This is a genomic window from Mycoplasmopsis sturni DSM 22021 (assembly GCF_000701485.1).
Lineage (GTDB): Bacteria > Bacillota_I > Bacilli_A > Mycoplasmatales > Metamycoplasmataceae > Mycoplasmopsis > Mycoplasmopsis sturni.
Map to the genome: position 1 here is coordinate 148,099 of NZ_KL370785.1, position 16,079 is coordinate 164,177.

At 28.7% G+C, this 16,079-nt stretch carries 11 protein-coding genes; 4 read left to right on the top strand and 7 right to left on the bottom strand.

What is annotated here, in order from left to right:
- Positions 1–7 precede the first annotated feature (7 nt).
- The 5 genes from Q349_RS02170 to topA form a co-directional block, all read right to left on the bottom strand.
- The gene (locus tag Q349_RS02170; protein WP_036464609.1) at positions 8–1,642 is read right to left on the bottom strand and encodes an MHO_4530 family protein; all 1,635 of its coding nucleotides are present in this window, start codon (positions 1,640–1,642) and stop codon (positions 8–10) included.
- Complete coding sequence (locus tag Q349_RS02175; RefSeq protein ID WP_036464611.1) at positions 1,642–3,816, bottom strand: ATP-dependent helicase; 2,175 nt, start codon at positions 3,814–3,816, stop codon at positions 1,642–1,644. Before Q349_RS02175 ends, Q349_RS02170 begins: the two co-directional genes overlap by 1 nt.
- A 3-nt stretch (positions 3,817–3,819) precedes the next feature.
- Complete coding sequence (locus Q349_RS02180; protein ID WP_036464614.1) at positions 3,820–4,464, bottom strand: RDD family protein; 645 nt, start codon at positions 4,462–4,464, stop codon at positions 3,820–3,822.
- The gene (locus tag Q349_RS02185; protein WP_036464617.1) at positions 4,464–5,486 is read right to left on the bottom strand and encodes a glycosyltransferase; all 1,023 of its coding nucleotides are present in this window, start codon (positions 5,484–5,486) and stop codon (positions 4,464–4,466) included. The genes Q349_RS02180 and Q349_RS02185 overlap by 1 nt, the downstream gene beginning before the upstream one ends.
- Before the next feature lie 88 nt (positions 5,487–5,574).
- Positions 5,575–7,449 (bottom strand): type I DNA topoisomerase, encoded by a 1,875-nt coding sequence (gene topA / locus Q349_RS02190; RefSeq protein ID WP_036464620.1) that lies wholly within the window; start codon positions 7,447–7,449, stop codon positions 5,575–5,577.
- A gap of 159 nt (positions 7,450–7,608) precedes the next feature.
- On the opposite strand from topA, the gene Q349_RS02195 reads away from it, so the two are divergent.
- The 4 genes from Q349_RS02195 (at position 7,609) to Q349_RS03290 (ending at position 13,712) form a co-directional block, all read left to right on the top strand.
- Positions 7,609–9,486 (top strand): ribonuclease J, encoded by a 1,878-nt coding sequence (locus tag Q349_RS02195; protein ID WP_036464623.1) that lies wholly within the window; start codon positions 7,609–7,611, stop codon positions 9,484–9,486.
- 63 nt (positions 9,487–9,549) lie between these two features.
- Positions 9,550–12,324, top strand: a complete 2,775-nt coding sequence (locus Q349_RS02200) for a hypothetical protein (RefSeq protein ID WP_036464627.1) — start codon at positions 9,550–9,552, stop codon at positions 12,322–12,324.
- Between the two features lie 71 nt (positions 12,325–12,395).
- Entirely contained in the window at positions 12,396–13,235 is an 840-nt protein-coding gene (locus Q349_RS02205) for a DegV family protein (RefSeq protein ID WP_036464630.1), read from the top strand.
- 12 nt (positions 13,236–13,247) lie between these two features.
- On the top strand, positions 13,248–13,712 hold the full coding sequence (locus Q349_RS03290) for a PTS sugar transporter subunit IIA (RefSeq protein ID WP_051616760.1): 465 nt from the start codon (positions 13,248–13,250) through the stop codon (positions 13,710–13,712).
- 26 nt (positions 13,713–13,738) lie between these two features.
- Here Q349_RS03290 and Q349_RS02215 read toward each other — a convergent pair whose 3' ends face one another.
- Positions 13,739–14,518: a Nif3-like dinuclear metal center hexameric protein gene (locus tag Q349_RS02215; protein ID WP_036464633.1), complete on the bottom strand. Its 780-nt coding sequence runs from the start codon at positions 14,516–14,518 to the stop codon at positions 13,739–13,741.
- A gap of 2 nt (positions 14,519–14,520) precedes the next feature.
- Positions 14,521–16,071: an RNA polymerase sigma factor gene (locus tag Q349_RS02220; RefSeq protein ID WP_036464636.1), complete on the bottom strand. Its 1,551-nt coding sequence runs from the start codon at positions 16,069–16,071 to the stop codon at positions 14,521–14,523.
- Between the last annotated feature and the right edge of the window lie 8 nt (positions 16,072–16,079).

Below are 16,079 nucleotides of genomic sequence, written 5' to 3' on the forward strand. Positions count from 1 at the left end.
ACTGTATTTAGTTATTAGTGGTATAAAAAGCTTTAATTCGAGCTTTTTGAACAATTAAAATATCTAAATTTAAATCAACATCCTCAAAAATTACTTGAATATTGTTATTATTGGCTAAATTAACAATGTTGATGCAATCAAAAAAGATGCTTGTTTCATTTAGTCTTGTAGAGATTTTTTTTCCAATGACAATGGCTTTAAGTTTGGTGTAATTCACAACATTAATTAATGGTTTATCAATAACATCTACATATAGTGCTGTGGGAATGTTAAAACCAAAATTAGTTTTAATTTTCTGTTTAAGCCGATCATAATCAAACATATTTTGGTGCGCATACACAAGGTGTGTTGGGGAAATGCTTGAATCAATGATATTAGTTTCTAAAAAGACTTCTTGTGAAACTTTAACCATATTGTAGTTTGGGTTAGAAGTGTGTTTGGCATAGGATTCTTTAATAAATTCAAATCATTTGGATTCAAATAAATAATTTAAATAAGGAATGTTTTTGAAAAAGCGATCTTGTTCAAGGGTAAGATCGTTAGTTTGGGTTAATACTAATGATGAAATAGTTTCCTTTTTGCTTTTAAAAGTTTTAATCCTATAAACATTATTATTGACTTTGTCATTAATATTATTTGACATATAGATGTTATATAACTTGACAAAGTTTTGAAATTTAGGTGTTTCTAAAATTGAATATGGTAAATTCAAAAAATGATCAAAGTTGTTGTTATTGTTGATAATATGATAAATGGCATATTTAATTTTAAGTAAAAGATTATCATTTTGCTGTTGAGAAAAGATTTTTCCCTCTACAAAATACGAACCAGATAAAAAATATTTGGAACACATATGATTTTGATTAATTTTTATAATTTGAGAACGAATGTGTTCAAGGTCAAATTTATTTGGCTCTTTTAAAATTAAAATCAAAAAACCATCTTTAATAGTAATAATACCTTTTTGAATATAACCACGAGAAAGTCAAAATAAATTAGTAATTTCCTCTAAATCTACTTGAGATAATAAATTAGTAAAATAATATGGTTTTAGCGCTAGAGCAATAATAAGATTGCGAGCGTGTTTGGTTTGAATTGGTTTATTGGAAGGTAGTAAAGTATATTGTTCGCTTGATTTTTCGCGCTTTCTATTTCATGTAATTGAGCATGAGTATGATAAGTCAATATCAGGTGTAATGGTCATTTTATATGAGACTACATAACCGAGTTTTTTATCTAAAAATCTAATGATATTTTCAAAAAAAGTTAAATTTAAAGTTCCGTTTTGATAATCAGTTCCTTTGAATTTTAATTCAATGGGTTCCTTTGTAGAAATATCGCCTTCAAGATATTTTTTTAATTTCTTTTTGATATCTACTTCAAAGAAATTTAAAAAGTTATTTCATGGCACAAAATTATAAACATTGAATTTACTGATTTTAGAATCAAAAATAGTTGATAGAAAGTATTGTTTATTTGATAGCCTTAATACTCTGTTGTTACTATAATCGATTCTAAATAAAATTACCCCCGAAAAGGAACGAAAAAAATAAATTACAATTAGTAAAAAAGCCACTAACGCAATTACTGAGAATAGGATAATGGCCAAAATTACTAAAAACATAATTAAAATAGGATTCATTAGTTAGAAATAACCTTGATAGATGGGTGATCTTTATTGAGGGTTTTTTCTTTTTTATCTTTTATAAAACGTACAACAATTTCTTGTGAATTAACAGCTAAAACTTCACCTTCTCCAAAAGTAATATGCGAAATAATATCTCCGACAATAATTTTGTTATTAGCTTTAGTTCGATTGTGATTTACTGTAGATGGTATCGAAAAATCTTTCATTAAAATTTGATCATCAACTTTGATTCCAATTTCGTATAAAAATCTTGAAGGAACTTTTGGTTTATTTGTACCTAGTAAAGTTCCCCGTGACTCTGAAAGGAAAAGTTTTTTTCGAGCACGAGTAACCGAAACATAAGCTAAACGTCTTTCTTCTTCGATTGGATCATCTTCACGATTTAAATAACTAATTGCCTCTTCAGAGTTATTAATAACTCTAATACTTGGAAAGATGCCTTCGGTTAGTCCAACAATAAAGACATTATCAAATTCTAAACCTTTGGCCGAATGGACCGTCATTAATGAAACATGGTTATCTGAATTATCTGTTTCATCAGTAGAGCTAAGTAGTGATACCATGTTTAAGTAATCACCTAATCCTTTAGAAGGATTATTTTTTTCTCAATTTTTAATTGACAAAATTAATTCATTAACGTTATCTTGTGCCGAACCACGTAAATTCTTATTATTTGAAATGTGCTCAAAATAATTAAGTTTATTTAATAAATGATTAAGTACTTTGTGAATTGGATTTCCATCATTTAATAAGCGTTTGTAATCCCTTAAAGCACCCAAAAACGGAAAAAGACGTTTTCTAAGAAATTGTGGATTGAAAGGTAATTCCTTGGAATATTTAACCAAAGCATTTAATAATGTCGTTCCTTTTTTTGCAGCAAAATTTTCCATTTCTTGTAAAGTTTTTGGACCTATTGCACGATTTGGAACATTAATAATTCTTTTAAATGCAATATCAGAACCATCAAAAAGCACCCTTAAGAAAGCCAATGCATCTTTAATTTCGGTTCTTTGGAAAAATTTCATTCCATTAAAAATCTTATGATTAATATTTTCTTGAATTAGAGCTTCTTCAAATGGACGAGAATAGAAGTTTGAACGATATAAAATAGCAATGCTTTTAAGCTGATTTTTTTGTTTTTTTAGTTCATTGATTTTTTGTACAACTCAACGAGCTTCAGCCTCTACGCTATATCCATGGTAAAATTCAACATCAACACCTTCTTCATTTTTAGTGATTAAATTTTTACTAAAACGCTTTTTGTTGTGTTGAATTAATTTATTAGCAGCATCTAAAATTTTTCCTGTTGAACGATAATTTATATCTAAAACAATAGTTTTAACATCTTGGTGTTCTTTTTCAAAATCCAAAATAAGGTTAACATTTGCACCTCTTCAGGTATATATTGTTTGATCTGGATCACCAACAATTGTTAAGTGAGTGTCATCACCAACAATTTTTTTAATAATATCGTACTGAATTTCAGAGGTATCTTGAAATTCATCAATTAAAATATATGAAAATTGTTTTTTATAATAGGCAGCAACATTTGGGTGCTCGCTTAGTAAACGGTGGCATTCTAAAATCAAGTCATCAAAATCCAAAACCCCTTTACGAGCTAATTCATTTAAATATTCTTGGTATGTCTGTACCACTGGGTCATCATAATTGAGTTTGAGATTATTTGCTAATTCATATACATCTAAGAAATTATTTTTAGCATAAGAAATATATTGAATCATGTTTTTATATGTAACTTGTTCTTGTGATAAGCCAACTTTTTTGTAAATATCAGCAAGAATTTGTTGTTTATCTACTTCGTCAATAATAAGAAAGTTGTTTGGATAACCCAATAAATTAATGTACTTTCTTAAAATTCAAGTACAAAGAGAGTGAAAAGTAAAGATTTTTAAATCTTTAGTATTTTCGATGTACTTACTAATTCTTTCGTGCATTTCATTAGCAGCTTTATTGGTAAAAGTCACAGCTAAAATATTATTAGGACTAATACCAAGATCATTAATTAAATAAGTTACTTTTCTGGTTAGAACTTTGGTTTTTCCTGATCCTGCACCAGCGATGATTCTTAATGGTGTATCGAAATACTCAACAGCTTCACGTTGAGAATCGTTTAAATCAGAAAGAACGTCAATTTTTTTTAAAAGCATAAGTTACTCCTTCTCAGAAATGTACTTAAATTCAGGTAATTTATTAAAGTATGGCTCTAATTTAATATCGTTTACTTGAACTTGTTCGATTATTTTATCAACAACTAATCGAGTGTTTGAAAAACGATCCGTTAAGTTGAGTCGTTTAACACTTAATACTACCATCATGTTGTTTGCAATTTGTAAGATCGGTCAAAATCCAATTAAAATGGATGTTAATTGAACTCCAATTTTAATTTTGAAGGAATTTTTGTTTACAAAAACAACCCCTTGTTCTGTGAATGTATAATCTGAAACATAAAATAACGAAATAATAACAATCATCACAAAAACCCAATATAATGAATTAAAGATATTTCTTTTAAGAAAGCTTCAATAACTTGGTTTTTGATTGTTCTTTCCTATTATTTTCAGTCCCAAAAGATATTGAAAAGGTGTTTTTGCACCTAAAATTCAAGACAAAAATAAATAATAAAAAATAATATAAATAAAAGCAAACACAAAAGGTAAGTAAAATAATACATAATCACTTTTGTGTTCATGGTTTCTATAAATTAAAAATCAAATAAGGATAATAAATCCTAATGTTGTAAGCAAATCTAAGCAATTAGCAATTAATCTTTTTCAAAAAGGACTATTTTGATACATTATTCTAATTCGCTTAAAGTTCACTTTTTCTTATTTTTCTTCAATTTGCTAATTGGTTCTTTTAAAAGATTAACCTCTTTTTTAGAACTTCCAAAATAAGGATTTTTTGATTGGAGGTCACGAAATTCATTTGAGGCTTCAAATTTTTCAAGAGTTTTAATATGTCTACTAATAAAAGTTGAACTTCTTTTTTCTTCGATTTCATCTTTGGATTTTCAAGTACGATAAACAAAAGTAGTTCCAGTTAAAAGACCATAGTGAACGATTTTTAAGTAATAATAACAAGCATAATCAAGCTCTTTGTTAAAATCTCATCCTCTTGATTCTGCATATTTTTTAATTTCTTCAAATGCTAGAAGTGCATTTTTGGTATTTAATCAAATATCAGGAGAATAAAACTCTTTAAAGATACGAATATCATGGTACATGTAGGTTGTTGCATTTAGCAAAAGTAGATAATTTAATTCAATTGCTAATTTGTTATCGTTTAAACTTTTAACTTGATAATGAGTTAATTTCTTAACTAAGGATTTTTTGAAAACTTTATTAAAAATAAAAGGATAACCAAAAGCAATAACTTCTGGGTTCTTAGTTACTTGAACAGGTTTGTTCAAAGTTATTCTAGCTTCTGGTTTTCAACGAACAGAACCAACTAGTCTTGGTTTAATTTCTAAAACATCAACATTATATTTAAGCGCCAAATCACCAATTTTTTTTACATAGTATTTTTTACTATTTGAGTCCGAATTGAGCACAAAAACAAAGTCACCTTCAGCAATTCTAAAGGCACTAACTAAATTTTGTTGGTATGAATTGTTTTTAGTATTAGTAATAACGATTAGACGTTGTCCAAAAAATTTTTTATATTTTGAGATAACTTGGAAAATATTTTTAGCTTCTGAATTTTTATCGACACATAAAATAATCTCAAAATCTTGAGAATCTTGGTCTTTTAAATCCTTAAAATATTGCTCCACAGCACGACAATCATTGCCAACAAGCGAAATAATTGAAAATCTCATTCAGACCCCTTTTTATTATTACATAATAAATTGTACCATATTTTGCTACTTCCAGGGCAGTAAGCCCCAAATAAAGACAAAAGCCAGACTATTCGGCTGGCTTTGTTTCATTTTGGTTATTTTTTCGATAGAATTTGAATGACTTTTGATTAGGTAAACTCTTGGTAAAAGTACAATTAGGGAAATTTTTGCAGCCCCCAAATTTTTGGCCTTTTTTATTTCTTCGTTCAAGAAGAACTCCACCGCAATCTGGACAAGGTTCATCAAGAGTGACTTGTTCAATTTTAGTTGCTTCCATGGTTGTTTTGGCTTCTGAAAATGATTCATTAAATTTAATTCAAAAATCTTCCATGACCTTATTTTTGTTGAGTTTATCTTCAGCAATTTGGTCTAATTGCTCTTCAACTTCAGCTGTATAAGATTCATTAATAATGGTAGGAAATGAACCAATAAGTTTTTCTAAGACAATCTCACCAAAATTAGTTGGTTTAAGCGATCCATCTTCAACGATAACATACTCACGTTCTTTGATGGTATTAACTGTAGTTGCAAAGGTTGATGGACGCCCTACTTTGATATTATCTAATGCCTCAATCAAAGCTCCTTCTGTATAACGAGGCGCTGGTTTTGTTTGATGATCTTCAAATTTAAATTCAGCAATTTTAATTTTTTGATTTAGCACAAATTCTGGATCTGGAAGATCTTCAGTATATCCAGTTACTACATAGTAACCTAAGAACTTCACCTTTGAAAATGAATTCTTAAATCCATATTCCCCGTTAAAATAGGTATATTGAGTCGAAGTACGAATAGGTTGTTTAATTAAACTTTGCAAGGTTACTTCATAAATTAATTTATAAACACGGTATTCTGTTTCACTCATTTGAGGATAAGTTGTTCTTGCTAATTCAGGATCTAAATTAATATCAGTAGGACGAATTGCCTCGTGGGCATCTTGGTCCCCGCTAAAACCTTTAACTTCGCTAGCAACATAATCCTGTCCTCATTTGTTTTTGATAAAGACTTGCGCTTCATCTATGAAACTTTGACTAAGACGGGTTGAATCGGTTCTAGGATAGCTAATTAACCCACCTTCACCATATCCTTCATAAAGTTTTTGTGCAATAACTTGTGTATTTTTGGCATTATATGGACTTTTACGATATAAAGCGGATTGCTTAAATGGTTGAACTTGTGAAACTTTTCTTTCGCTTGTCTTAATATCAGTAACAACAAGTTCTTTGTTAGCTTTATCAAAATACTCTTTTAGTTGTTCAACTTCATTAGGTAAAATTCAATCTTGTTTTTCACTTCCGTTTTCTAAATTAAAATAGTTAGCAAAATAACGTTGATCCTCAAAAATAGCACTTAATTTTGAGTAGTACTCAGGAACAAAGCTTCTAATTTCATTTTCACGATCAACAACAAGTTTTAATGCGATGGATTGAACTCTTCCAGCACTTGGGCTATTTGGTGAATTCTTAATTTTTTCCTTCATAAGCGAACTTAAACGATACCCAATAATTCTATCAAGCATGCGACGTGATTTTTGGGCATCAATTAAATTAAGATCTAATTCTCCAGGATGACTAATAGCTCGTAAAATAGCTTCTTTAGTAATTTCATTATATTTGATTCTAGAGTAGTTATTAAGTTTTAAAGCTTGGACTAAATGATCGCCAATAGCTTCTCCTTCACGGTCCGGGTCAGTTGCAATATAAACTTTTTCTGCACCTTTGACGCTTTCTTTTAATTTTTTAACAACTTCACTTTTACCTTTAGCTAATTTATATTTTGGCTCTCATTTTTCAAGATCTATTCCTAAACGATATAAACCGGTTGATTGCATCTCTCAGATATGGCCAACACTAGCCACAACATCGTAAGAATCACCAAGATATTTCTTAATTGTATTAACTTTATTAGGTGACTCAACGATTACAACGCTTTTTTTATTGTTCATAATCTTAATATTACATTATTTTTTCAAAATCAAAGAAATTTAAATTTTACCTTTTGGGTTCTTAGTTTATAATTTACCAAGGTAATTATTAGAATCTATATTACTAATAATTTAAATAATATTTTCTTATTTCATAATAATAATTTTTCTAGGAGAAACATGAAACCAACTCGAATTATTCCGTTTGGTGGTGTTGAAGAAATCGGAAAATCAACACTTTTGGTCGAACAAGATAATCATATTTTTGTCATTGATGCAGGAATTAAATTTGCCGATACTTATAATACAGGTGTCAAGGGAATTATTCCAGATTTTAGTTATTTAAATCAACCCGAAAAAGTCATTGAAGGTCTTTTTATAACACACGGTCACGAAGATCATATTGGTGGTGTGGTATATTTAGTTAAACAAACAAAATTAAATAAAATTTTTGCACCAAGAATTGCTATTCAATATTTAAAGTTAAAATTTGATGAGCACAAAATCCAAAAGCCAATTGAATTTATCGAAATCGAAAAAGGTGCCATTCATAAATTTAAGTGCGGTGTAACGGTAGATTTTTGAACTGCTCAGCACTCTATTCCTGATGCTTTTGGGATAAGAATTACAACACCACATGGATCATTAATGTGTACAGGAGATTTTAGATTTGACTATACACCCATTGGAAACCTTACCGACTTTGCTCGGCTTAAAGAAATTGGCGATCAAGGATTAACGGCACTTTTATCTGATTCTACTAATGCTATGCGTCCAAATCACTCACCAAGCGAAAGTGATATTTTAATTGATATTGAAGCTCACTTTAAAAGTGCCAAGAAAAAAATTGTAGTAACTACTTTTGCTTCAAATTTAACTAGAGTTAAAGTAATTATTGAATTAGCTGCTAAATTAAAAAAGAAAGTTATTACTTTTGGTCGCTCAATGATTCAAGGAGTCAAAATTGGTCGTAATTTAGGGTACATTAATGTTCCTAATGATGTTTTTATTGATAAAAAGCAATTGCCAAATATCCCTGATAATGAGCTTGTTATTTTAACTACTGGTTCACAAGGTGAACAATTAGCTGCTCTTTCAAGAATGAGTTATGGAAAACATGCCACAGTTAAAATCGGAAAAGGTGATATGGTTTTATTTAGCTCTAGTCCAATTCCTGGCAATAGAGTTTCAATTGAGCTTTTGGTTAATCGTTTATATAAATTAGGTGCCATTATTAAAGAAAATGGTTCAGATGGTTATTTACATACCTCAGGGCATGCCTACCGTTGAGAGCATGATAAAATTTTCCAACTAACTAAACCTAAATATTTTTTACCATACCACGGAGAATATCGCATGAGTGTTGTTCACGGCCAAACAGCCGTTGAAAATGGGGTAAAACCAGAAAATGTCATCATAATTGAAAAAGGGATTGTTTATGAAATGAACAATCAAGAAATTAAACCAACTAAAGAATTTGTCAATTACGGGCCGCTTTATATTGATGGAAATAGTGTTTTATCAGTAACGGGACAAATTTTAACCGAAAGAGAACAACTCAAAGATAGTGGATTTGTTAATATTTCTTTTTTAATTGATCGTAAAAAGAATCAAATTATGGCGAGGCCTCAGATAATTACTCGTGGAAGTTTCTTTGTTAAAAACTCAGCAGAATTAGTTGAAGAAGCAAAACGGATTGCACATGGTGCGGTACTTTATTTAATTAAGAACAATAAAAATTGAACAGTAGATGAAATTAAAAGAATTACTCAAGATCGTTTAACTAATTTATTCTATAAAGAAAAACGTCGTAATCCGGTTATAATCCCAACAATTATGTTTACTGATGAAAAAAACGACGAAATGTTTAAAGATATTAAAATTAAATTTGTATCAAATAAAAATAAACAATTATCTGATGAAGAAAAACTCAAAAAAGAAAATGAATTTAATTCTAAAATTTCAGAAAAAACACGTAAACAACTTAAAAAGATTAAAAAAACCCTTTTTGAAACAGAAGACGAAGCTCTTGATATTGATGAAGAAGATGAAAAATAAAATTTCATCTTTTTTTGTTGCTTTTGTTGCTTAAAAGTTAATACCTATATGAAGGAGGTAAAAATGAACAAGAAAAAGAAAGTTCTAATTGTTGGTTGCGCTTTGCTTTTTTCTGGTTTAGTTATTTCTAGCTCAATAGGCTTAGCTTATAGTTTACAAAGGCAAAAACAAATCAAAAAGCAGCAAGATCAACTTGAATCTAAAAACATTGAAATTGTTAATTTAAGATCTGAAATTGAAGCTCTACAAACTAAAGTTGATGTTCTTAAAGAAGAAAATATGCGATTAAAATCGCAAGTAAATTCACTTCAAGAGGTGATAAATATCACTAATGCCGCAAACGATGGAAACAATCAAATCACAAAGTTACTCAGTTCATTAGTCGAAGATTCTAAAGATACTCAAGAAAATTCAAAAACAATTCAATATTTACAAAAACATCTAGAAACTATTTCAAAACAAAGAATTGAAAAAATGAAAATTTTACGAGATAAAATTCATTCAATTGCTGAATTAAAATTAGTTGATCAAGATATTACAAATTACTTAAATAATGTTCAAAAACAAATTGATAATTACATTAAAAATATTCAAGATTTAAAAATCATAAGTAAAGAAAAATACAAAGAACAAATTCAGAAGCTTGATACAATTAATGCTAGATTTATCGAGATGAACTTGCAACTAATTGAATACTTAAATCAAAGTATCGGTTCTAAAAATCAACACATTGACCACATTAATAATAATTTACTTAATACTCAAACTAAACTCAAGGAAAGTATCACCAAAAGTATTTTAGTTGTTGAGCAAAATATTGAAACTTTACAAAGCTTGATAGGATACATCGATGGAATTGATAAGTTAGGATTTAGTGTTTTAAATTTAGATGAGTGAAATAAAAAATTTAATAATGATTTTAAAGAACTAAGAAACCAAATTAGTAAGTACATTGAATTTTTAAAAACTCAAAAGAAAAATGCACAAACATCCTTAAAAAAAGCAATTGAACAACAAAATTACCAAGAAATAGTAATTTTAGATACGGACTTATTTGCCGCTAAAATTAGATTCTATGTAGAACAAACTAATATTTTTAACAATAAATCTCATCAACTACTTTTAAACTTAAATAAAAACTTACTTGATCGCATTGCTCAAAAAGAAGAACAAATTGCTAAGTTAAATAATAAAAATATCGAGCTTTCAGATCAATTAAAGACTGCTTTGCAAGAAAAAACCATTGCACTAGCAAATCTTAAAAAACTCAAAGAGGATTTAAATAGTTCATTTAAAAATTCTATCAATAGTATAATCTTATCCCTAAGAGGAATCTCTACAACTATTAAAAGTTCGGATCATCAAAATAAAGATGACTTGGCTACACGTTTAGATGCAGAAATTCTTAAGTTAGAAAACCTTTTAAATGATTATGTAGGCGAGGAATTCATTCGAAAATATGAACCATTTGTTGAATCTGCAATGAAAACTGCAAATCAAGTAATTGAAGATTACAAAAATCAAATTCTTGATCCACTGAAGAGAGAATTTAGCGAAATTCAAAAGGATCTAGAAAAAGCTAAACAAGATTTAATTGTAATCCAAAACGAGTTAGATGCTTCCAAAAACCAATACCATATCATCAATAAAGAATTAGAAGCATCTAAAAAAGTAGTTAACGAAAAAGAAAATAAACTACTAGATATCTCCAAACAACTTGTAGAAAAACAATTATCCCTAGATATAATCAACGGTCAAAAAATCTCTAATCAAAGAGAAATCAGTAACTTTATTGATGAATTTATAGTTAAATATAACAAATTAAAATTAACTGCTGAAGAACTAATTAATCAGGCAATCGAAAATAATATAAATACAAGCACACTTAATAGATTATTAAAAAAATCTTTTGCAATAAAAAATGAAAATGACTTTAGTCAAATGTCTAGTTTAATCAATGAGTACATCAAACAATATCAATTAATTGTTGATGAATCTTTTGATTTGTATCAAAAAATAATCCGATCAACCATTAATAAAAATAATTCCGAAAAAGCATCTAAAAATTCAATTATTGAGTCACTTAATGCTGATATTGCAAATTTATGACTAGAAAAGAGTGCTTTTGAAGCTATAAAACAAAAATTAATTGATGAAATTAAAAAGATGACTTTGCTTAAAGAGCAATATGAAAAAGAAATTGATCTAATTAAAACTAAACTCGGAGGAGATCTTAATATTCTTTTAGATAATAAATGGAATTTAGAAAAAAATGGTCCGTATACCGAACGAGAAAGAGCTCTTTTAAAATCAGAATATGAAGGTAAGAAAGACATTAAAATATTTTCAAAAACATCAAGAGAGAAAAAATGAATCAATCGTAATTCCTTTGTAGTTTATATTTATAACCAAAAAGAATCTAAATTAGAAAAACACATATTAGATTTTGACAAACAAACAAATAGCTACAAATTTGAATATGAAGGCCTTTCTTCTCTCTTAAATGCAACATTTACAAAAGTAGAACTTCCAACCGGTATCTATGACTTTATGTCTCCTCAATGAGATGATAGAGGGTCAATTTTAACAACTGGTTCAAAAATTAAAGATGCTAAGACAACTATTATTATCGAATATAAAGATAATACCTTAAGCATTCACGAATCAATTGAAGGAAAAATTGTGCCTGATCATAATCATATTATCTCTAAAACATACCCTAATCAAAATGATAGCGAAAGGCATCCATATTATTTTAATGGTGCAATTGTTGGTCCTCAAGCCTGAATAGTTAATATATATGATTTTGATCCAGATAAAAAAGAAGAGGAAAAATAAGGACAAAAACTTAAATATAACAAAATAGCTCTTAGCTTTTAAAAATTTATTTTTTAATATATAATTACCCTATGGAAAAATTAGGAATTATAATTGACTCATTTGCGGGTCTTACAGAAGCACAAGCAAAAGAAAAAGGTTACCATTTATTGCCTTTACAAGTTGAAATTGAAGACCAAATTGTAAAAGAAGAAACAATTCAAAATCCTGAATTATTAAAGAAAATTCAAACCGCTTCTGATTTTAAAACTTCACTTCCTCAATTAGGATTAATTGATCAAGTTTTAGAAGAATGTTCACAAAAATACGAGCAAAGCGTTTTTATCGGAATTAGCTCAAAACTCTCTTCAACAGCTCAATATATTTCAAATTTAGGACAAGAAAAAGGAAATATTACTGTAATTGAAAATAACTTGGTGGGAAAACAAATTCTAAAAGCAATTGAAATTGCTCAAAAAACCTACGAAGAATCTCAAAGCATTGAATTAGTTCAAGAAAAAATTACTGAATTTGCAAATCAATGCGAAGTATTAATTGTTCCTTTTAACTTAAAATACATGATTAAAGGTGGTCGCCTTTCTGGAATGAAGAAGTTAATCCTTAGTGCAATAACTTTATATCCTATTTTAAGATACGACAATGATGGTTCAGTGACTTCAACAAGTATTAAACGTACTTTTAGTGGTGCTGTTTCTAAGGTTGTTGATAGAATTAGTGAAATCAAAGAAACTTTAAAAGAATCAACAATTGAAGTTATTCAAGGAATTGATACTAAAGCTAATAAAATTCTTAGTGACTTACTTGCTAAGGCTAATATTGTTCCTGATTTTACTACCTTAACCCCAACAGCTATTGCTGTTCACACAGGTCCTGAGGCTATTTGCTTAACCATTATGCCTAAAAAAATATAGTATAGGAGAATCATGGAATATAAGTTCGAAGATGTTTTTAATAATGAAATTATTTTTTTAGATGTACAAGGCTCAAGTCATGATGAAGCTTTAAAAAATGTTTCAAATTTACTGCAACAAAAAGGTTATGTTGAAGATGCTAAAAAATTCGAAGACGCTTTAATTTATCGTGAAAACCTCATCTCTACCGGACTAAGTGATGGAATAGCCGTGCCTCATGGAGTGAGTTCAACTGTTCAACGTCCTTTTGTGTCAATTGTTCGTTTAAAAAACGAAATCGATTGACATGCTCTTGATAATAAAGGAGTAAAAATACTATTTATTATTGGATCACCAAAAAACGAACGCCAATGTCAAGTAGATTTTTTACAAAACATTTGTTCTTGATCGCTTGATGATAATATTAAAAATGTTATTTTAAATGCTAATGATGCAAATCAAATTTTAGAAGTTTTAAAAACTAAAGAATTTTATTAAAAAAGACTAGAAAATTCTAGTCTTTTTTAATAAACATTATAATAAGGTACTTTAATTTCTTTTATGTGAACTTCTAAATCAGGGAATCTTTCTTGCGATTGGCTTGCCATATCATAAACAAAAACTTGTTCATCTAAATGAGGAATCTCCAAAACTTTCGCACCAATTTGGTCAAAATTAATTCAGTCAGATCATTTAAAATCACTACTAATAATTAAATCAAATCCTCTAAATGCTAATTCATTGATGCTACCAACATATCCGCTTCCACTTAAAAAAGCAATTTTAGAAATTTTGGCCTCAAAATTTTCTTTTGGAAAATTAGTTCTAAAAGCACTGAGTTTTAATTTTGTTTCGATCAAATCAATTAACTCATTAAAAGTGGTTTGTTTTGTTAATTCAGCACTAAATTTATCTGAACCATATTGGAAAAAATTTGCCAAGCCAAGATATTTTAGAATTTGATAGGAAGTTCCATATAAATGAGCATCATAATTAGTATGCATTGCATAAATATTAATTTTGTGCTCTTTTGCTTTTTTAGCAATAGCAAATTTATATGGCGCTTTAATAGCTTCAGAGTCTTTGGTTTTTTCAAATCAAAAAGGATGGTGAGTTACAATTAAGTTACATTTATTTTCAATAGCATAATCAATTACTTCATGAGTAACATCAATAGCAAAGACTACACCACTGAGTTTTTGAGCTTGATTAAACTTAATTGAATAACCACTAGGATCTCAAATTTCCTTATTACTTAAAGGATATTTAGATTCTAAAAAATAAATAAAATCTTTAATTTTCATAATTAACTCTTAAGGAAATCTTTAAGGTTTTTACCATGTTTGGCACTTGATTTAAGTTTACGTAAAATTTTGTTTTCAATTTGACGAATTCTTTCTTTTGAAACACCCCCACGTTCTTTTGCTAGCTCTTCTAGTGAGTGAATTCTATAACGTTCACCATTTTCATCAACCCCAACTCCATAACGTTTGCAAATGAGTTCTTTTTCATCTTTTTCAAGCATTTCATCAATAATTTCAGCAAGAACATCCGAAAGTTCTTCTTGTGAAGCAAAATCAATTGGGTTTTGAATATTTTCATCTTTAACAAAGTCGCTAAAGTTTGAATCATTTTCTTTTCCTACTTGTTTATCAAGTGAAATTGGGTCGATGTTAATTTTACGGATATAACGCACTTTTTCTGCATCAAAATTAGGTTGTTTAAAACGTTCTGCAATCATTTCATCTGTTGGCTCTTGACCAGTTTCTTGTTGTAATTCTCTTTCGATTTTAGAAATTTTATTAATAGTTTCAACCATGTGCACAGGTACTCTAATAGTACGGGCTTGGTCAGCAACAGCTCTAGTAATAGCTTGACGAATTCATCAAGTTGCATAAGTTGAAAACTTAAAACCTTTACTTACATTGTATTTTTGGACAGCTTTTAAAATTCCGGCATTTCCTTCTGAAATTAAATCAATAAACGAAAGACCACGGTTTTTGTATTTCTTAGCATTATTAATAACTAAACGTAAGTTACTTTTAATGAGGCGATCACGAGCTTTCTTACCACGGTATCCACCTTTTTCCATTTGTTGAGCTAAACGACGCTCTTCTTCAACGCTTAAAAGTTCACCATATTTTCCGATTCAACGCATATATCACTTAACAATGTCGTTGGTTTCGGTTAATTTATTTTGCAAGGATTTTTTACGCTTGTTATTATCCATTTCATTTAAGTCGATTTCTCCCTCGAAATCACTTAAATTAAGGTTAGCAATGTCAAATGAATCTTCATCACCTTCTTCTTCATCAAGAAAATCTTCTGAATTTTCTTCATCTTCATTTTCTTCGTCATCTTCATCAGAATTATCATTGTCGCTATTTTCAGATTCACTTGAAAAACTTAAATCTTCTTCGCTATCATCTTCTGAATCAAAGTCAAAATCATCATCAAGCATTTCTTCATCATCAAAAGGTAAAAAGGCTTCTTCATCTAAATCCAAAGGTGCATCGCCATCAAAATCTGCTAACGCATCAAAATCATCATCTAAATCAATTGGAGTAGTTGCTTTTTTATCTTTTTTATTAGTTTTTTTTGATTTTGATTGTTTAACCTGCTTAACTTGATCATTAAAATCACTAAGAGAAGCAAAATCCTCGTCACCAAAATCTACTTCATCTCGAATGATTTTTTCTTTTTGCAATTGTTGCATAAACTCATCTGAGTTTTCATCATCAATATCTAAATTCTTTTTAAATAAGAAATCAAAAATTTCTTCTTGAGTAAAGGCTTCTTTTTTTGTTTTTGCAAGTTCATCTTTTAAAGATTTAATGATGGTTTTATAACTATTCATATTTTCTC